The organism is Clostridium algifaecis, assembly GCF_017874415.1.
Lineage (GTDB): Bacteria > Bacillota > Clostridia > Clostridiales > Clostridiaceae > Clostridium_B > Clostridium_B algifaecis.
The window spans coordinates 122566-140959 of the sequence record NZ_JAGGLM010000006.1 but is presented as its reverse complement, the minus strand read 5'-3'; the positions used below and the strand labels follow the sequence as shown (position 1 = coordinate 140959).

The 18394-nt window shown below is 29.6% G+C and carries 20 protein-coding genes; 18 read left to right on the top strand and 2 right to left on the bottom strand.

The window, feature by feature from the left end; translation table 11 throughout:
* Positions 1-89 precede the first annotated feature (89 nt).
* The 6 genes from J2Z42_RS06810 to J2Z42_RS06785 all read left to right on the top strand — a co-directional run bounded on the left by J2Z42_RS06810 (position 90) and on the right by J2Z42_RS06785 (position 6631).
* Positions 90-278, top strand: a complete 189-nt coding sequence (locus tag J2Z42_RS06810; RefSeq protein ID WP_209701897.1) for a hypothetical protein — start codon at positions 90-92, stop codon at positions 276-278.
* 24 nt (positions 279-302) lie between these two features.
* Positions 303-2516 carry a hypothetical protein gene (locus J2Z42_RS06805; RefSeq protein ID WP_209701896.1) on the top strand — a complete coding sequence of 738 codons (2214 nt, stop codon included), beginning with the start codon at positions 303-305 and terminating at the stop codon, positions 2514-2516.
* Between the two features lie 681 nt (positions 2517-3197).
* Complete coding sequence (locus J2Z42_RS06800) at positions 3198-4061, top strand: hypothetical protein (protein WP_209701895.1); 864 nt, start codon at positions 3198-3200, stop codon at positions 4059-4061.
* Positions 4062-4108: 47 nt separating this feature from the next.
* Positions 4109-5362, top strand: a complete 1254-nt coding sequence (locus J2Z42_RS06795) for a site-specific DNA-methyltransferase (RefSeq protein WP_209701914.1) — start codon at positions 4109-4111, stop codon at positions 5360-5362.
* Positions 5363-5461: 99 nt separating this feature from the next.
* Complete coding sequence (locus J2Z42_RS06790; protein ID WP_209701894.1) at positions 5462-6232, top strand: virulence-related protein; 771 nt, start codon at positions 5462-5464, stop codon at positions 6230-6232.
* A 198-nt stretch (positions 6233-6430) separates the two neighbouring features.
* Positions 6431-6631, top strand: coding sequence for a hypothetical protein (locus tag J2Z42_RS06785; protein ID WP_209701893.1), 201 nt, complete (start codon positions 6431-6433; stop codon positions 6629-6631).
* Positions 6632-6664: 33 nt separating this feature from the next.
* Here the strand turns inward: J2Z42_RS06785 and J2Z42_RS06780 are convergent, their stop codons facing one another.
* Together J2Z42_RS06780 and J2Z42_RS06775 are read right to left on the bottom strand one after the other, a co-directional pair.
* Positions 6665-6913, bottom strand: a complete 249-nt coding sequence (locus J2Z42_RS06780) for a hypothetical protein (protein WP_209701892.1) — start codon at positions 6911-6913, stop codon at positions 6665-6667.
* 23 nt (positions 6914-6936) lie between these two features.
* Positions 6937-7155, bottom strand: coding sequence for a DUF1413 domain-containing protein (locus J2Z42_RS06775; RefSeq protein ID WP_209701891.1), 219 nt, complete (start codon positions 7153-7155; stop codon positions 6937-6939).
* Positions 7156-7526: 371 nt separating this feature from the next.
* Here J2Z42_RS06775 and J2Z42_RS06770 point away from each other — a divergent pair, with 371 nt between their 5' ends.
* The 12 genes from J2Z42_RS06770 to J2Z42_RS06715 all read left to right on the top strand — a co-directional run bounded on the left by J2Z42_RS06770 (position 7527) and on the right by J2Z42_RS06715 (position 18384).
* Positions 7527-8309 (top strand): helix-turn-helix domain-containing protein, encoded by a 783-nt coding sequence (locus tag J2Z42_RS06770; RefSeq protein WP_209701890.1) that lies wholly within the window; start codon positions 7527-7529, stop codon positions 8307-8309.
* Between the two features lie 183 nt (positions 8310-8492).
* Positions 8493-9341: a tyrosine-type recombinase/integrase gene (locus J2Z42_RS06765; protein ID WP_209701889.1), complete on the top strand. Its 849-nt coding sequence runs from the start codon at positions 8493-8495 to the stop codon at positions 9339-9341.
* A 181-nt stretch (positions 9342-9522) separates the two neighbouring features.
* Positions 9523-9936 carry a DUF4168 domain-containing protein gene (locus tag J2Z42_RS06760; protein ID WP_209701888.1) on the top strand — a complete coding sequence of 138 codons (414 nt, stop codon included), beginning with the start codon at positions 9523-9525 and terminating at the stop codon, positions 9934-9936.
* Positions 9929-11068, top strand: coding sequence for a DUF6575 domain-containing protein (locus tag J2Z42_RS06755; RefSeq protein ID WP_209701887.1), 1140 nt, complete (start codon positions 9929-9931; stop codon positions 11066-11068). The genes J2Z42_RS06760 and J2Z42_RS06755 overlap by 8 nt, the downstream gene beginning before the upstream one ends.
* Positions 11069-11081: 13 nt before the next feature.
* On the top strand, positions 11082-12692 hold the full coding sequence (terL, locus tag J2Z42_RS06750; RefSeq protein ID WP_342590001.1) for a phage terminase large subunit: 1611 nt from the start codon (positions 11082-11084) through the stop codon (positions 12690-12692).
* Between the two features lie 126 nt (positions 12693-12818).
* Positions 12819-13274 carry a Panacea domain-containing protein gene (locus J2Z42_RS06745; protein ID WP_209701886.1) on the top strand — a complete coding sequence of 152 codons (456 nt, stop codon included), beginning with the start codon at positions 12819-12821 and terminating at the stop codon, positions 13272-13274.
* Between the two features lies 1 nt (position 13275).
* Positions 13276-13824, top strand: coding sequence for a UU032 domain-containing protein (locus J2Z42_RS06740; protein WP_209701885.1), 549 nt, complete (start codon positions 13276-13278; stop codon positions 13822-13824).
* A gap of 65 nt (positions 13825-13889) precedes the next feature.
* Positions 13890-15206 carry a phage portal protein gene (locus tag J2Z42_RS06735; RefSeq protein WP_209701884.1) on the top strand — a complete coding sequence of 439 codons (1317 nt, stop codon included), beginning with the start codon at positions 13890-13892 and terminating at the stop codon, positions 15204-15206.
* Between the two features lie 19 nt (positions 15207-15225).
* Positions 15226-15999: a minor capsid protein gene (locus J2Z42_RS06730; RefSeq protein ID WP_209701883.1), complete on the top strand. Its 774-nt coding sequence runs from the start codon at positions 15226-15228 to the stop codon at positions 15997-15999.
* 153 nt (positions 16000-16152) lie between these two features.
* Positions 16153-16632: a hypothetical protein gene (locus J2Z42_RS06725; protein ID WP_209701882.1), complete on the top strand. Its 480-nt coding sequence runs from the start codon at positions 16153-16155 to the stop codon at positions 16630-16632.
* Positions 16633-16800: 168 nt separating this feature from the next.
* Entirely contained in the window at positions 16801-17379 is a 579-nt protein-coding gene (locus tag J2Z42_RS06720; RefSeq protein ID WP_209701881.1) for a DUF4355 domain-containing protein, read from the top strand.
* Between the two features lie 21 nt (positions 17380-17400).
* Positions 17401-18384: a major capsid protein gene (locus J2Z42_RS06715; RefSeq protein ID WP_209701880.1), complete on the top strand. Its 984-nt coding sequence runs from the start codon at positions 17401-17403 to the stop codon at positions 18382-18384.
* Positions 18385-18394: the final 10 nt, after the last annotated feature.

Here is an 18394-nt window from a genome sequence, read left to right as displayed (position 1 = left end):
AAAGTCTTCCAGACCCACTTTTGTGGAATAATCTCAAATTGATTTATACAAATAGTATTCCACAAATTAAAAAGGAGGTCATGAACTATATGATAAATGATACAATTGTAATAACACAAGAAAGAATGGCTGGGTGGCTTATGTTTAATAGGTTTCATAAAGTGGATGAAAAGCCAGACTTAAAAGATTCAAATAGAAAAATATTTATATTTAAGGATTCTCCTAAATTAAGAGAAACTATGGGAAAATATAGCCAGTTCAAAGAAGTTATAAGTTAATGGTAAAGTTGGTGAGCAGAACATATGGAGGAATTAAAGGAACATGAAAAATCAATATTTAATGAAATAGTATACAATAAAAGAATTGAAGAAAAAGATGGTAAAACAGTAGAGTATGAATATTTATTTAGTCATATGATAAAATCCAATACTGTAAATGAATTGATTGAAAATACAGATGATAAAACAATTGAAATTGCAAATTCTGTAGAAGAAAATTCAAGAAAGTTTTTTGAAGATAAAAATGCATATGTATCGGAACAACAACTTAATTTCTACAATGATTGTACTAAGCTTATTTTCAGTGCTTTAAGGGTAGAAAATCCAATTTTGATTCCTGTAAGATGTGGGTTTGGTAAGAGTACTTTTTTAAAAACTCTTATAGGTACAATTATAGGAAAGACTAAGTATGGGTTTGTTTCAAGTGAAATTAAAAATAATTATTTGCCAATGATAATAACAACGGATAGGGTAAATGATTTAAAAGAACTTAGCAGCTATATTACTAAAAAATACGGATATTATAATGAGTACACTTATTATGATGAGAAAATTAATGATGTAGTTACTATTAAGCAACCATACATATATGTTTTAGAAGGCTGGAATAAAAGTATACGATGTAAAAATTATAAAAAAGTTAAGAGCTATAAGGAAAGTATTGTAAGGTGTACACAGGAGAAATGTGAATTCTTTGGTAATTGTGAAATGGGAAAACAAAAAAGAGAACAACTGTATTCACCAATACTTGCGATGACAAATGCTAGATTAAGTTATTTGACCAATACAGATGATGTAGATAAAGGAATAAATAGATTTACAACTTTTATTGATAAAAATAAGGAAGAAATAACAAGAAAAAGATTACTGATAGATGAAAAACCTCAATTACTTAATAACAGTGTTATTAGTATTGATGAAATTGGTAAAATGAAAATCCTTGTTAATAATTACGATTCTTCAGATGATGAAAAATATAACAGCTATAAATTGGGCATGTTAAAAGAACTTAATAATATTGAAAAAAGAATACTTGAGATACAGGAAGAATTCAAAGATTATAGAAATGCTTTTGTAGTATTAGATGAAGAAATATTCAGTACAGAATTTAAAGAAAATTGGTTTGATTTTTTTGGCGTAAAATATAACCAGTACATAAATGCGTTTGAAGATATGTTTAGAAATGGTGCTTTGTGGTGTAAAGGTAAAAAGATGTTTTTCTATACTATAAGCAGAAATAGTTTTAATGTCGGAAATTTGAAAACATTTATATTTGATGGAACAGCGGAGATGAGTCTTGAGTATGAAACGGGAGAAAACGATTTTGTATATTTGAATATTGATGATTATAAGAAATATGACTATGTTACCTTTCATATTATACAAGAGAATTTTAGCAGAGATTCTATTAAGAAGAGACCTAAAAAGTTAAAGGCTGTATGTGATTGGATTAAAGAAAGTATTAAAGATAAAACCTATGTTATAAGCTATAGGGAATGTGATGATATACCTGTAAATGAATTACTAACAGAAAATTTAAAAGATATACCTAGTATAGTAATGTGCAAAGACAGTAATAAATTACCTTATTTCGGGAATACCAAGGGAAAGAATGATTGGAGCAGTTGTGTTAACATGGTTCAAATCGGATGGAATAGGTATAACTCAGACATTTATATTGCTGAATATTTAGCATCTAGTCACGTCATTAAGGAGCGAATTAAAGAAAACTATGAAGAAACTAAATATAAAATACCTGAATTATTATTTGGAATAGATGAGAAAGGAAGATTTGAATTCCACTATCTCGAGCAGTATAGATTGATGAAAATGATTGTTGATTTTGAACAGGAAGCTTTTAGAACTAGGATAAGGGAATTTAGCAGTAATAAAGAAGTTCATATATATTTATTTGCTGTTAGTGATGCTATGCGTAATATGATATATCAGAGGTTTAGTAAGTGTAATTTCATTGATCATACAGGCATTAAACAGTTTGAGGAATTTAAAAAGCTTGATAGAAAAGGAAATGAAGATATAGAAAGATTAATCAATTGGCTGGATAATGATTGGAATAAAAAGAAAATTGAAAGTAAAAATGTGAAAGAGCTACTTAAAATAACTACTAGTAGTTGGACATACGTTTTTAATAAGGATAAGAGTTTTCAGAAAATGTTAAAGGAAAGAAGAATAAAGCAGAAAAAAGAGGGCAAAAAATATTTCTTAATAAAGTATTAGTAAACGTTCATACCTTTTAAGCGGATAAACGTTGATATATAAGCCTTAAGACGGTTTTAGTAGTAATTTTTCTATATAAATAATTTAATAAGGATTTTACGAGTTAAAGTTGTATAAAGCTTGATATAACTAGCGTTAAGCGTATAAAAGGTGCAAAAAATGGAAGATGTAAGGTGATAAGTTAAAGTAAAGATGACAGATTTTAAATGGAATTGCATGAATATGGAGCAATGCCATTTATGGCTTGCGTAATATTCATGCAATACTATTTAAAAGATGGCATACCAAATACTTTATAGAAGATATATGAGCGTGAGGTGAGGAACGAACCCACAGCGAATTAGCTTATAAAAGTATGCGGTAGTAAAAAGTGATTTTATAAATAAAAATACAGCATTTAATCATAGAAACATATAAATGATATGGTATAAATGAATAAAATAGGCTTAATGATTTTAAATGTTGAATATAGTGGGCAAGTTATTTCTAAGTGTATAACTGCGGCTAAAGCCTTGTTATCCGCTAAGAAATAATGTTCCACACCCACTATTATGAAGGTTGTTGTAAAACAAGATATATTATGATTTTAAAATTAAGTTAACATATTAACGAGATATAACTGTCTATTCAAATAAGATTAGGCAGTTATTTTTATCCCTAAAATTAAGGAGGAGTTACATAGTGTATAACAATATAAAGTTAACAATTTCAGAAAAAAGAAAAAATGATATAAAGAATAACCTTTTGGCTAAAATTATATTTTCATATAAAAATTTAACTAAATCAGAAAGAGAGATTCTTAAAAAATTAAATACAGATTATATGACAGTTTATTATGCTATTTATAACAAAATAAATTCTGAAGTAGAAGCACAGAATAATATGGCGTGGATTAAAAGAGCCTATTGTTTTCTTAATGATGAACTTAAATCATGGAAAAAGCTAGAACATGAGTGGACAGAAATACATAATAAAAATCTTATTTCTATAAGAAAAAATTTAGAGCTATCAGGAGATGAGATACTAAATGAAGACCAAATAACAAAAGAAGAATATGAGGATTTAATGTATCTTCAGGAACAGATTGATATGTGTGATAAAAGTATAGAGCATATTAAAGGATTATTTATTTCTTTAAACAATAAACTTATAGAATGCTGTAAGTATATAGAAAATATATCCTTTGACAATTTCTGTTCACTTATTGGAATAAATAGAGTTACAGCACTTAAAAATCTTAAAGATGATTTTGATTATACTAAAGATGATTATTTTCCTTATTACTATAGTTTGCTATGGTGGGGAATAGAAGATGCTAGAGAGGAAGATGGTTGGAAAAGTAACAGAAATGGTATGCCATATTTTTACCTTTGCACAGAAGCATTTATATTTGAATTAGATAGAAATAAAGAAGTTAAGAAAAAAGTTGATGATTACTTAATCTATGATATGGGACTTGGAAGTAGTATGGTTACATTAAAAACGAATCAAAATGGTGAGCAAAGTATTGAAAAATATTATCCACCATTGAAAGCAGTAAAGTAGGAGTGTCTGTAATGGATGCTCCTTTTATTTCGAGAGGAGAGGTTATATTGGAATTTAAAAAGTTAAAAATAGACCAACTTAAACATGCTGAATATAATCCACGTAAGGATTTAAAAGCTGGAGATGCAGAATTTGAAAAAATAAAAAACAGTATTAATGAATTTGGTTATTGTGAACCTATTATTGTAAATAGTGATTTTACTATAGTTGGAGGTCATCAAAGAGCAAAAGTTTTAAAAGAACTTGGTTATGATGAAGTGGAATGTGTTGTAATTGATATTGATAAAACTAAGGAGAAAGCATTAAATGTTGCTTTGAATAAAATATCTGGTGAATGGGACTTAGAAGCATTGGCAAAATTACTGGATGATTTAAAGGTCGAAGATTATAATGTGGAACTTACAGGTTTTGATATGAGTGAAGCTGAAAAATTATGGGATGAATACATAGGTAAAGATGAACAGCAAAAGGAAGAAGAAATCCCTGAGCAACCAGAAGAACCTGTAATTAAAGCAGGAGATATTATTCTATTAGGCAAGCATAGGATTATTTGTGGTGATGCAACTAAAACTGATGATATTGAGAAGTTAATGAATGGCAAAAAGGCAAAGCTTACTGTTGTAGATCCTCCTTATGGAATTTCATATGTTGGTAAAACTGAAGATGCTTTAACTATTGAAAATGACAATTTAAATGATGAAGAATTCTATAATTTTTTACTTGAAGCATTTAAAAGAGTTTATGAAATATCAGATGATGGTGCAAGTATGTATATATTCCATGCAGATGCAAAAGGCTTAATTTTTAGACAAGCATTTGTTGATTCAGGCTTTAAACATTCTCAATGCTGTATTTGGGTGAAAAACACTTTTGTAATGGGAAGACAACCATACCAGTGGCAACATGAACCAGCTTTATTTGGTTGGAAGCCTACAGGTTCACATTATTGGAATGGGGACAGAAAGCAGAGTACGGTTTGGAATTTTGACAAGCCTGTAAGAAATGACATTCATCCTACAATGAAGCCAGTTCCTCTCATTGAATATATTATAAAGAATTCTAGTAAATACGGTGATATTGTTGTAGATACATTTCTTGGAAGTGGGACTACATTAATTGCAGCAGACAATACTGATAGAATTTGTTATGGCTCAGAACTTGATCCTAAATATGCACAGGTTATTGTGGAAAGATGGATTAATTATAAGGATGGAATAAATGGTGATGATGTTATTATTGAAAGAGAAGGACAGCAAATAAAATTTTCGAAATTAAAAAGTAAGCAGTTAGTGGAGAAATAAATTCTATTAATTGCTTTTTACTATCCCCTTAATTGTATTGACTTAATGTGCTTGTAGAGTGATTAATGTACACAACAAATACATTGGAGGGATTTTATTATGGATAGAAAAGAAATCGTAAAAGTTTTAAGTGAGTATCTTGGAGTTAAGGCTGAATATATGGGAGTACCAAGCTTTGCATACCAAATCGAAACTGAAGGAGAAACTTACACAATTGATAAAGCAGGAAAGATTACAAATGAAGAAGGCTTGGAATTAGAACTTGAAGCTATATTAAAGCCAGAAGTTAAAATTCAGGGGCAGGAAGAAAAGAATGTTATAGAAGAGAATGCAGAAACAGAACCTCAAATTATATCAGTCCCAATATTAGGTCATACAGGAATAAGCTTAAAAAATCTAGTGAATATTATATACAGCAAACATGAACTTATTCAGAAATCTTTAGGGATTGAAGAAAACATAGTAGCCGAGGAGTTTATAAAAGAAATTAATGAAGCAAAGATTTCTAATATAGATGATTTTCAAAAGGCTATAGCTGGGAAAGAAAGCTGCATACAGATTGAGTTTAACTTTGAAGAACAGAAAATAAGTTTTAACTTTATAAAAGCTAAAGTAGAGAATATTACAGCATATACTCAATTTATAGAACTTTTAAATCAGAGTGCAAAAAAATTAAAACATGCTTCAGCAAAGGTCAGTTCCACTGATAATCCAAAGTTTACATTCAGAGTTTTTTTAATAAGGCTTGGTATGATAGGAGATGGATATAAAACTGCAAGAAAAATATTACTTGAAAAATTAGAAGGTAATGCTGCTTTTAGACATGGAAAACCTGAAAAGAAAATTGAAGAGCCAACTGGGGAGCAATAAGCTTCCCTTTTTTCTTGGCTTTGTGAGGGCTTGTGTTGCAATATTTTTATCAAGGTAGGGCATTTGCTTTACCTTCTTTTTTATTGAGACACAGGCGAAGGTATAAATGGGTTAGATGGATATATATTTCAACTTTACTTTTAGGTTGGTTCAGAGGTAATGTACTACCTAACCCAATATTGAAAGGTGGAGTTATTGATGAAAACTGAATATTTGATTAAGGAAACTTTGAAAGGCTTACTTGCTACAGCTAAGGAAAAGTTATGTGTGTTAGGAGAAGATGATGCCAAGGAGGATTTAAAAAAGCTGAGAGAAGTATATGAAGACTTGGTTTTGTTCTGGGGATTAGATGAGGAGTTGATTGGTGAGTTTGATGAAAAAATTTGGATATTGAAGTAAGGATTAAAGGGAGCTGAATAAGCTCCCAATAGTTTAAAATAAACCTCTTGTTCCTAAACTTTTACCTAAACTACCTTTAATACTTCCTACAACTTGATTTGGTGTTTGTTGGTTATGAGCATTTACAATCAGTGAAATTGAAGTAGATGAAATATTAATAATAGAAAGTGATAGAGTGTTAATTCCAGAGACTCCTCTTTTTTGCATTTTCGTTAATGTATGAGTGGCTTGAGAAATCTCAACAGTATTTAAAGGTCTGCATGGTGTTAATGTTATTGGCATAATATTACAACCTCCTTATAGCTTTATATAATTTCATAAAAAGCATGGTTTGCAGTGTTTTTGTGATGGGATAAGATATTAGGGAAAGAACCGCTTTCTACTTCTGAATAAAACCACTTGCCTAATTTTTGCTTTTCAGGATTAGTTAATGATGCCCAATATCCAGCAAGTATTTGATTCAATTCAACTATAGCACCAGTAGGCATTGTACTCGTTGCAGTAATTATACGTGTTTTCCACATTGAAAAATTCACCTCCTCTTTATGATACTTTTTTTCAAAAATATAAGAAATATCGATATTAAGTGCGTTTGAAATCTGTAAAAGACTTTTTAGCGTCAGTTTGCCAAGTCTTAAATCATAAAGCAGTTTATTAAGGCTAGGCAGGCTTCTGCTAAGTTTATTAGCAAGTTCAACTTTGGATAAGGATTTTTCTTCAAGTATCAATTCCAAAGAATTAAATAATTGTTGCCCTAATTGTTGAAGCTGTTCATCTATTGTATTAATGTTATCATCCCTCTCTTGAATAGTGATTACTTATATGTTATATACTAATAGTAACACACAAATACGTTATACACAATAGCAAAAATAAAAAATTGGAGGTGAGGTGAGTGAAAAATAATAGAAAGGCTTTAACCAAGTATGAAACCAATGTTGAGCCGAGGTTCACTGAAATAAAGAAATGGATAATTGAAGGGCTTACAGATGAACAAATCGCTGAAAGGCTTGATATTCATGTGTCTATGATATATGAATACAAGAAAAAGCATCCTGAATTTGCTGAGGTTATAGACAGAAAATCTAAGTGGGAAACCCATATAGTGCCGAGGCTAAAAGACATTCAGCAGTGGTGTGAGGAAGGACTAACGAATCAGGTTATATGCAGTAGGTTAGATATACCCGAAAGCACATGGTATGAGTATCAGAATAAATACCCAATTCTTTTAGAGTTAGTGCGGATGTCCAAGTCTGTTATGGATACAAAAGTTGAAAATGCACTTTTGAATTCTGCTCTTGGATATGATTATGAAGAAATTAAAACGATTGTTGAAGAAGATAAAAATGGAAAGAAAAGAACAAGAATAGAGAAGACTAAAAAGCATATGCCTGCGAATCCAGCAGCTCAAGCTTTTTGGTTGAAGAATCGTAAACGTGATGAATGGAACGAAAGAAAAGAAATTGTATTTGATACAAAGGCTCAGGAAGAAGAAAGAAAAAGGTTGTTCCTTAATATGATAAAGGATGATGTTCTTGATGCAGATTATTCTATATCAAATGAAGAAATACCAGAATTAAAAGAACCTGAAATTACAGAAGAAACGGATGAAGGATTTATTGATGAAACTGATAATAACGATTATAATGGAGATGAAGAGAATTCAATAGAAATATAAATGCTGGAGCATAATCAATAAATATTATGTATCCAGTTTTTTTATAGATAAATGCTTTTTAACCCTTTAAGAATGGCTTAAAACCGTTGAAAAATCTAAGAAACTCACAACATAATCGCAGTTATGTATTGAGATTAATTCCTTTCAGAGGTATCATGTAACCAATGAAAGAAGGTGCTTTATATGAGCTATATCAACGGTTTTAAAGGATATTTACAGGCAAAAGATAAAAGTATAAATACTGTTTCTTGCTATGTAAGAGATACGAAGGCTTTTATAGCTTGGTACGAAAGCAGAACCGATGCAGGTATTGAAAAGGTTATTGAACTGGACTTGGTGGAATATAAAAAGCATTTGCAGAGTTCAGGCGAAGCAGTTATAACAATCAACCGTAAACTCGCCAGTATAAATTCATTTTTAAAGTATTTGAAGCAAGAAGGCATTATTAATGAAGTAATTGCAGTTTCAGTTATAAAAGACAAGGATAAACGGCAGTTTAAAGGGCTTGCAGATAAAGAATTATGGAAACTTAGGAATGAAATACACCGAGAAGGAAACCTAATGCATATATGTATTATAGAGATATTACTTCAAACAGGTATTAGAGTAAGTGAATTGGTTAATATTAAGCTTTCAGATATAAAAATATCCGATAGAAAAGGCAGTTTACAGGTCATTGGTAAAGGTAATGCCAAGAGAACTGTTCCACTCAATAAAGATGCAAGAAAATCTATTAATAAATACCTAGAAGTAAGGCAAGATGATGGCTCAGACTACTTATTCATAGGTCAAAGAGGAGCAATAAAACGAAATGCAGTGAACCTTATATTAGAAGGCTATGGAGAAAGGATTAAAATCAAAGTAACTCCTCATATGATAAGGCATACACTTGGATATAACTTGGTCAAAAAGAATATTCCTATAACAACTATTCAGCAAATATTAGGGCATGAGAGTATTACAACTACAAATCTGTATACTCAAACCCCAGAAGATGATATGGTTAAGGCTTTGGAAGGTTTGGAGTGGTAGAAACCATTCCTTTTTTTATTGCCTTCAGGGCAGGGGTACTTCTATATACATAAACGAAGGCGTCAGTAAAGGGTGTAGAAATTTTTTTGACGTTTTTTATCTATTTTTAAAGGGAATTATGTTTTTTTGAAGAATATAAATTATTGTAAAAGTTGTAATAATATTTCGGGGAGAGAGTAAAATGAATAATGAAGTAAAAAAATTCCCAGAATTTTTTCCTAATTTATGTCCACCAAAAGAGGCTAAAGAAGAAAATATTCTTGTGTATAGATTAACAAAAAATAGTCCAGCGACTGAGAAGGATTTTTTATCACATGTTTTATTATACCCAAACAAAAAATATACAGATATAAAAGCATATGGATTATCTGTATTTGAGGATTATAATGAAATAAAAAATGCATTAAATCTTAATCCAAGGTTAAGAAAGTTTAAATATATTTCATATGGCAATACTTTTGAATATACAGGAGTTATATTAAGAACGTCAAATGAAAGGAGCAATTATAAATCACATATTACGTGGTGGCTATATAAAAATATATATCCCCATACATATTTTAATATTAGAAAGGATGGTGAAAAAAGTGAATGATTATTGTATGAATGTTGATTTGTTAGGAAGATTATACATAAAGAAAGTTTTTGTTTATTATGATGAACCACTTATGTTTAGTTGCTATAATAAATTTAACCAACTTTTTTTAGCTAACTGCATTGATGAAGATGATGAAAAAAAGATGTGGATATTATTACCTGTAAGCCAATATAAATTAAATTTAGCTGAAAAAAATGAAATATCGGTTAGAAGTTTATTTATAGATCCAGAGGAACCTTTTCTATGGAAATTAGAACAAAATATTGATTCTTTAATGGCAAAAGCAAGTCAAATAAAACCAGAAATATTAACTGATGATGAGTTGCCAACAGAGGATGCATATTTTAATATAGAAATTGAAGATAAGTGTATGCCGAAAAATAACAATACAATAATAGAAGATGCAATTGATGAGGAAAGAACTATTTTTGATCTTTCATTAGAAGTTGAAGATAATCATTCGCATGAAATATCGCCAGATATTTTAGGAAATACTCTTTCTAATTTATATGAATTGATTCATTCTGTTGATAAAGAAAATTCAGATGATGATGAATTGTATGTGGCAGGCTTTTATGCAGCATCATTTGGAGTTAGATTAAAATCTAAAAATAGAGCAGATTTATTAGGAGAAATAAAGGTTCATAAAAAGATAGAAACTATAATGGATTTATTGGAATGCAAAAATGATGTTGAAAAACTAACAAAAATGTTTAATTCTTTAAACTCGAAAGTAGTAAAAAAATATAAAAATCTTCTAAATACCTTGTCAAAGGGCAAAATTGGAATAAAAACATATGTAGCAAGTCCAAATAGAAGGTATAAAGAAGCAATAATTTCAAGCAATGAAATAAGCAGTAGTTTAAATACCTTAGAAATGGAATGTACTACAATAATAAATAATTATGAAATAACAGGTGAATTAGTTGGTGTTAATATTGAAAATAATACATTCTTTTTTAAAGATAAAAATGATAAAAAATTTAAAGGTAAAATATCTGAGAACATAAATGTAGATATATTTACAATACCATTCTATACAAAAATAAAAATTGAAGAAAAAATAAGTACTTATAAGTTTTCAAATAAAAAAACTACAACATTTACATTGTTAGAAATAGAAAGTTGAGGTGGTTTATGCAGTGATAGAAAACAGTAACTTAATAACTTGCGAAAGGGAGAGTAAATTACTGCACCAGTATATGCAAAAATACTTCTCACAACCCAAGATAAAACAGCTTGTAGAAACATTTTCTTTTTCAGAACTTCGCAGGTTACTTGGTGAGATGGATATAGAGTTCTTTGCTCTCTGCTATTTTCCTAAATACTTTGATAGAAAGTTTGGAAAATTTCACAGGGAGCTTTTTACTGAATTAAAATATATGTTAAACAATAAAGGGTTGATTGAAGCTTTTGGACTGCCGAGAGAGCATGGAAAAAGCACAATTAACTCTTTTTTATTTCCGCTGTATTCAACATTATATAATAAATCACAATTCACATTAATTATATCAGCTACAGAGCAGATTGCAGTTCCATTTCTTGATATGATTAAAGGTGAACTTGAAGAAAATCAAATGCTTATTGATGATTTTGGCATTCAGAAGGGAAACAGATGGAATAATAATGAGATATGGATTAGAACTAAAGGTGGCATAAATTCATGCATAATGATAAGGGGAATTGATGGTTCGTTAAGAGGAATACATTATAAGCAATACAGACCAACACTGGTTTTGCTGGATGATTTATTAAAAGATGATACTGCAAAATCAGAAACTAAACGTGAACAAGTTAAATCTACTTTTACAGATGTTGTTATTCCAATAGGCACGAAGGATACCAATATATTAGTTGTTGGTACTATCTTAAATGAGGAAGATTTAATGGCTGAACTACTTAAAGGAAAAATTCCAGGAGTTAGGAGCATTAAAAAATCAGCTGTTTTAAGTTTTGCTGAAAGAGATGACCTTTGGGCAGAGTGGCAAGTAAAATATAATAATTTACAGGATGAAGATAGAATTCAAACAGCTCTATCTTTTTTTTATGCCCATAAAAATGAAATGCTAGAAGGAACAGAAATATTGTGGGATGAATATTTGGACTATTATTATTTAATGTGTAAGAAGCAAAGCATGGGTGAGAAAAGTTTCTATAAGGAAATGCAGAATGACCCAAGAAGTACAGATGATTATATATTTCAAGACATTAAATATTGGGATAAGCTTCCTAAATTTGAAGATATGGAAATAGTAATGTATATTGATCCAGCTATAAAAGCAGGTAAACGTAATGATTATTCTGCAATAACTATATTGGGAAGTCACAGGAAAACTAAGCAGATGTATGTGATTGATGGTTCAATATATAAATTACTTCCTGATGATTTATTTAAGGTGGTAGTAGAAAAGTTGAAAAATTATCCAGTTGAAAAAATAGGATTTGAAACAGTGCAGGCACAGAGCTACATAAAACAAAAACTTGAGGAAGAACTGTGGAAGAATAAGATTTATGTTCCTGTGGAAGGTATTAATTCTAAAGGGCAGAAACATGAGAGAATAATAAGTCTTGAGCCTGATGTTAAAAATGGGCATATATTATTTAATTCAGATAATATTCAATATAATAATCAAGTAAAGGATTACAACAAAAACTGTAGGCATGATGATGCACCAGATAGTTTATATGGAGTTGTTCAGTTAGTTCAGGGAGTACAGAGCTTGAAGTTTTATGATAGAGGATTGTTGTTTTAAAATATTATCAGAAATTAATAATTATTTTTGCATTTTTGCATATAATTTTAGTGAAAAGTATAATTAAAAATAGTATAATAGGTCTATAATATTATATATTAGATTTTATAGTCGGGAGGAGATATCATGTATACAGTTCAAGATATTGCAAATTTATTTTTAAATAAAATATCAAATATAACAAATAAAAAATTGCAGAAATTAGTGTACTATGCTTATTCTTGGTATCTAGTCTTAAATAATGAAGAAGTTGATAAATTAGAACTAAAGCTCTTTGAAAATAAATTTGAAGCTTGGGTTCATGGTGCTGTGTATCCAGAATTATATGCAGAGTATAAGAAACATGGTTCAGGAGTTATACCAAAATATGAAGGAAAATTAGCTGATTTTTCAGAAGATGAGTTAGATGTATTAAATCAAGTAATTGATGTTTATGGTGAATATACTGGGAATGAATTAGAAAGTATTTGCCATCAAGAAAGTCCTTGGATGACTGCAAGAGAGGGACTGCAACCATTTGAACCTTCTAATAATCCTATTGAAGATGTAGAAATATTTAGATGTTATTCTAAGAGATTGTAAAATGGGAAAGAAAGTTAAGAATACAAAAGAACCAAGCAGAAAAGTTAAAAATATAAATGTTGAAGATATAAACTCGTATTTATATAAAGAAAGAAATTTAGTAATTGATTTTTCATTTGAAGGAGCAATGATTTCTTGTAAAAAAGGAGAATTCAATAATTTTCTTAAGGATAATAATGAATTTATCAAAAAATTGCGTTATTTAATGAGTGATATACAGAAATTATCACAGAAATCATTAAGTGAATTAATACCAGCAGGAAATTATCCTCATTGCCATAAAACTAAATATGAACAAAAGGCAATGGAAGTAATAAGAGAAATATTTAATATAATTGGAAAAGATGATTCACATTTTGAGCAAGTTATCGGTGGAGAAGAGATTTTTCAATTAGGTTTTCAATCAGAGATACGTTTATTTGGTACAATTAGTGCAAATGTATTTAGGGTATATTTTGTTGATTACTATCATGATTTTGAGTTTGATGAACGTAGAAATACTAGAAACAAAAAATATTGTGTGTTTTGCCCTATTAATTCAGAACTATAATGATTTTAAAGCCACTCATTTTGAGTGGCTATTTATATATCAATTTTTAGAATGGAGATGATATTTTGCAAGTAACAGAAAATTTAATATTACAATGTTTAAATGAACTAAATAAGAACTACATAAACAAGCAGATTTATAAAAAATACTATGAAGGAAACCATGCTATTTTAAGTAATTATACTATGCAGGACAGCAGGAGCAACATGAAACTTGTTTTCAACTTTCCTCGTAAATTTGTTGATAATGAGGTAGGGTATTTACTAGGAAAACCTGTGAATTATGTATCTAAATCTGATGATGAAGAAATTATAAAAGCTATTGATTTAAATACAAGTCATTGGGATAAGGAGCATAATATCAACCTAAGAAAACAGTCTGAAATCTTTGGAGAAAGTTATGAACTTAACTATATTAATGAAGAAGGAGAATTTTCCGCTGCAATACTTAATCCTTTGAATTGCTATGTACTTGAGGATGGTACAGCTGAAAGAAATGTATTACTGGCTATTCACAAGTATACAAAACAGTTTGATGATAATGAATATATGGATGTTTATACTGATAGTCAAATACTTCATTATAAAATAGGTAAGGCAACTGATGGAGTTGTATATTCAGAAGGAGGATTAGAGCTTTTAGGAAGTCATAATCATATATTTGGGAAAGTTCCTGTTATTGTATGTCCAGCAAATTCGGAAAGGAAGAGTGGTTTTCAGGATATTATATCTTTATTTGATGCATATAATGCTTTGAATTCAGATTTAGTAAATGAAATAGCAGACCACAGAAATGCGTATCTTGTTATTGAAAATGCAAAGCTTGAGGAAGAAGACCTTGGCAAAATGAAGCAAATGGGAATTATTCAAGTGCCATCAGGAGGGAAAGTAAGCTGGCTCACCAAAGATATTAATGATTCTTTTGTTAAAAATGAACTTGATAATATTGAAAGAAAAATCTATGACCTTATGGATGAGGTTAATTTCAATGAAAATTGGGCTTCTAATACTTCATCACTGGCACTTAGAAATAAATTATTAAATCTTGAAAACAGAGTATCAATGCGAGAAGCTATTATGGAAAAGGTAATTAAGAAAAGGTTAAAGAACCTTTTTATTTTTTTGTCCAAAAAAGAAGGAAAACAGTATGACTATAGGGATATTGCAGTGAAGTTTACAAGAAATCTACCAACAGATTTAACAGGACTTGCTGATGTTATTGTTAAACTTGAAAATGTATGTTCACAGGAAACTTTATTAACATTACTACCTTTTGTTGAAAATCCAAAGCTGGAAGTTAATAAGTATAGTTCAGAACAGAAAAAATTGAATTTATGGAATGTGGATGTTAGTAGTAAAGATACAATTAAAAATCAAAATTAATGAAAGGGGATAATTGACTATGAATAAATTAGTTAAAGATGAGATTGTTAAAATAAAAAAGGAAATGATGGACAAAGCGAATGGTGATGTTGAGGAAATTAAGAAGGAATACAAGAAATATCTTCTGATTTTAATTGCATTTATCAGTGACTATTATAATAGGCATATTTCTAATGGTAAGATAAGTAATTTTAGAAAAAATATTATTATGAACGATTTAGAGAAGGAGATAAAAGAATATGCCAATGAACTTTATGATTTTCAGTATGAATTTTTAATCAACGAATTAAAGGATATTTATGAAGAAACGTATTTCAAAAATCTTGAAGTTTTAAATGATGTAAGGCAAATGAATGTTAAAGGAGAACTTGTTCCAGAAGAAATAGGAAAAATAATTAATGCTAATTATCAAGGAAGCACTATTATTAATAGGCTTCAAAACAATATAAATGAATTTGCAGAGAGTATTTACAATAAGATTAACAGAAACATATTAAATAGAAAGACATTAGATGAAATGATTACAGATATATCAAAAACTTTTGAAATCAGTACATATGACAGCAAGGTTCTTTTAAATACAGAGCAGACTAGAATATTCACAGAAGCACAGGAAAAAGTATTCACAGATTTTGAAATTGAAGAAATTATGTGGTGTGCTGATGTTTGTTTAAATACCTGTATGTATTGTGAAGCAATGGATGGTAAAGCTTTTAGAATGGATGATGAAAATAGACCAACTATACCTGCCCATCCAAATTGCAATTGCTGTTGGATACCTCTTATAGAATAATTTGTGGTTTTAAGAATTAAAGGGGTTGATTTTTAAATATGCTATAATTGCTAGTATATAAATAGTAATTTATCGAACTGTTTTATTTTATGGGATTTTGAATATGTATATTTTGATAAAATTATATGTTACCATCTGAGAAGGAGAATGGATATGACTCAAAGAGAAGAAGAAGAATTTAGTAAACGAATTAAAAAAGCGAATGAATTGGGTATTAAAATACCTCGGGAACTTACTCCAAAGAGTTGCGTTAGAGGTGTATATGGTTTTTTTGCAGTAAAAAATATGAATGAAGAAATTCCATTTTATATCGGAAAATCAAATAATATTTTTCTTAGAATGTTTGGAAAGAGTTCTCATTTAAATGATTATTTAAGAGATGTGAGAAAAACTGAGGTTCATTGTAGTATAGAAAAATTTTTGCAGGATGGTTATCACATAGAAATAAGAATATTAAAAAAAGTGGAATATACTGGTGAACATTTTGAATCGGATGCGAACAAACTTGCTTTGGCGGAATTGAAAGAGTTAGTTGAGTGTCAAGATAAGGGATTTTGTTTAAAGCAGCTTTCAGAAGCTGTTAAAGAAAAATATGAACGGATCGAATGGGAAACAAAGTTCCCAAATCAATAACTTTTAATGATTGGATTTAATTCATGTAATTAGAACTCAACATCCTTATAAATTCCAATTTATAATTATGTCCTAAGTATGACATTAAACTGCTTTATTTTTATGCAAAAAATTATTAAAGCGTCTTTGGTTTTATGAAGTCAAAGGGGCAAGAAGGAGGAAAATTTCATGGATTTTAAAGAAGTAAAACAATTTATTGAGACTAATAAGGAACAGGCAGAAGTTAAGGAATATCTTCAGGACTTAAATAAAATAAGCGTTGATGGTATTGAAAAGTATGTTAATGAAGATGAAGGTGCTAAAAAGTGGATGGATTCAATTAAAGACAAACATTTTAACAAGGCACTGGAGACATGGAAATCTAATAATCTTGAAGGGTTAATTAATGATGAGGTTAAAAAGAGATTTCCTACGAAAGACGAAAAAGAGATTGAGGTTGAAAAACTAAAATCCGAAATTGAAAAAATGAAACAAGAAAAATTGCATGAAGCATTAACAAGTAAAGCTGTGAAGTTAGCTAGTGAGAAGAATCTGCCAGTAGAATTGGTGGATTTTTTTATTGCAGATAATGAAGAAAATACAGTTAAAAATCTTGGTGCTTTAGAGCAAAGTTTTAATTCAGCTATTCAAAAATCAGTAGAGCTAAGACTAAAGGGTGAAGGATATACTCCACCTAATAATGTTACTAATGAAAGAAAACCAAACAATCTTAATGATGCATTAAAAAATTATTATAAAAATAACTAATTGAAAGGGGAAATGATTATTATGGCAATTACATTACAACAAGCAAAATTAAACACTCAGGACGATATTCAAAAGGGGGTAATAGACGAATTTAGAAAGAATTCATTTATTCTTGATAATATTACTTTTGACAATGCAGTAACTCCTGGAACTAATGGAGCAACACTTACTTATGGGTATACAAGACTTATAACTCAACCAACAGCAGCATTTAGAACAATAAACAGCGAATATGCACCACAAGAAGTAACTAAGGACAGATATACAGTTGAACTTAAACCATTTGGAGGTTCTTTTGGTATAGATAGAATTGTAGCAAATACAGGTGGTCTTGTAGACGAAGTGAATTTACAGGTACAGCAAAAAGTTAAAGCTGCCAATGCTTTATTCAATGACACTATAATTAATGGAGATTCAGCAGTTGATGCTAATTCTTTTGATGGACTAAATAAGGCAATTACAGGCTCAAGTACAGAATATAATGCTGGAGCAGTTATCGATTTATCTACATCAACAGCACTTGATACAAACTATAAACAGTTTATGGATTTACTTGATGAGTTTCTATCAAATCTTGATGGCAAGCCAACATTCCTTGGAGGAAACTCAAAGCTTATAACCAAAATTAAATCCGTAGCAAGAAGGGCAGGATACTTGACTCAAAGTGAAGATGCTTTTGGCAGAAAAGTTGATGCTTATGATGGAATTGTTCTTGTTGACCTTGGAGCAAAAGCAGGAACTAATGACCCTGTTGTATCTATAGTAAATTCAAGAAAACCAAATGGTACTGATGCTGTGACAGGTTTAACAGACCTTTATGCCGCAAGATTGTCTCTTGATGGTTTCCATGCTGTTTCTCTTGCTAATCAAGATTTAGTTAAAATATGGCTTCCTGATTTTTCAACTTCTGGTGCAGTAAAGAATGGTGAAGTTGAAATGGTAGCAGCTGTTGCACTTAAATCTACAAAAAGTGCAGGTGTATTTAGAAATATAAAAGTAGTTTAAACAGGAGGTA

What these genes read in the sequence shown, in the direction of transcription:
- J2Z42_RS06765 (WP_209701889.1), top strand. Translation starts at nt 8,493, where the DNA reads ATGAGCTATATCAACGGTTTTAAAGGATATTTACAGGCAAAAGATAAA.
- J2Z42_RS06745 (WP_209701886.1), top strand. Translation starts at nt 12,819, where the DNA reads ATGTATACAGTTCAAGATATTGCAAATTTATTTTTAAATAAAATATCA.
- J2Z42_RS06810 (WP_209701897.1), top strand. Translation starts at nt 90, where the DNA reads ATGATAAATGATACAATTGTAATAACACAAGAAAGAATGGCTGGGTGG.
- J2Z42_RS06790 (WP_209701894.1), top strand. Translation starts at nt 5,462, where the DNA reads ATGGATAGAAAAGAAATCGTAAAAGTTTTAAGTGAGTATCTTGGAGTT.
- J2Z42_RS06780 (WP_209701892.1), bottom strand. Translation starts at nt 6,913, where the DNA reads ATGCCAATAACATTAACACCATGCAGACCTTTAAATACTGTTGAGATT.
- J2Z42_RS06730 (WP_209701883.1), top strand. Translation starts at nt 15,226, where the DNA reads ATGAATAAATTAGTTAAAGATGAGATTGTTAAAATAAAAAAGGAAATG.
- J2Z42_RS06775 (WP_209701891.1), bottom strand. Translation starts at nt 7,155, where the DNA reads ATGTGGAAAACACGTATAATTACTGCAACGAGTACAATGCCTACTGGT.
- J2Z42_RS06720 (WP_209701881.1), top strand. Translation starts at nt 16,801, where the DNA reads ATGGATTTTAAAGAAGTAAAACAATTTATTGAGACTAATAAGGAACAG.
- J2Z42_RS06785 (WP_209701893.1), top strand. Translation starts at nt 6,431, where the DNA reads ATGAAAACTGAATATTTGATTAAGGAAACTTTGAAAGGCTTACTTGCT.
- J2Z42_RS06725 (WP_209701882.1), top strand. Translation starts at nt 16,153, where the DNA reads ATGACTCAAAGAGAAGAAGAAGAATTTAGTAAACGAATTAAAAAAGCG.
- J2Z42_RS06760 (WP_209701888.1), top strand. Translation starts at nt 9,523, where the DNA reads ATGAATAATGAAGTAAAAAAATTCCCAGAATTTTTTCCTAATTTATGT.
- J2Z42_RS06715 (WP_209701880.1), top strand. Translation starts at nt 17,401, where the DNA reads ATGGCAATTACATTACAACAAGCAAAATTAAACACTCAGGACGATATT.
- J2Z42_RS06740 (WP_209701885.1), top strand. Translation starts at nt 13,276, where the DNA reads ATGGGAAAGAAAGTTAAGAATACAAAAGAACCAAGCAGAAAAGTTAAA.
- J2Z42_RS06805 (WP_209701896.1), top strand. Translation starts at nt 303, where the DNA reads ATGGAGGAATTAAAGGAACATGAAAAATCAATATTTAATGAAATAGTA.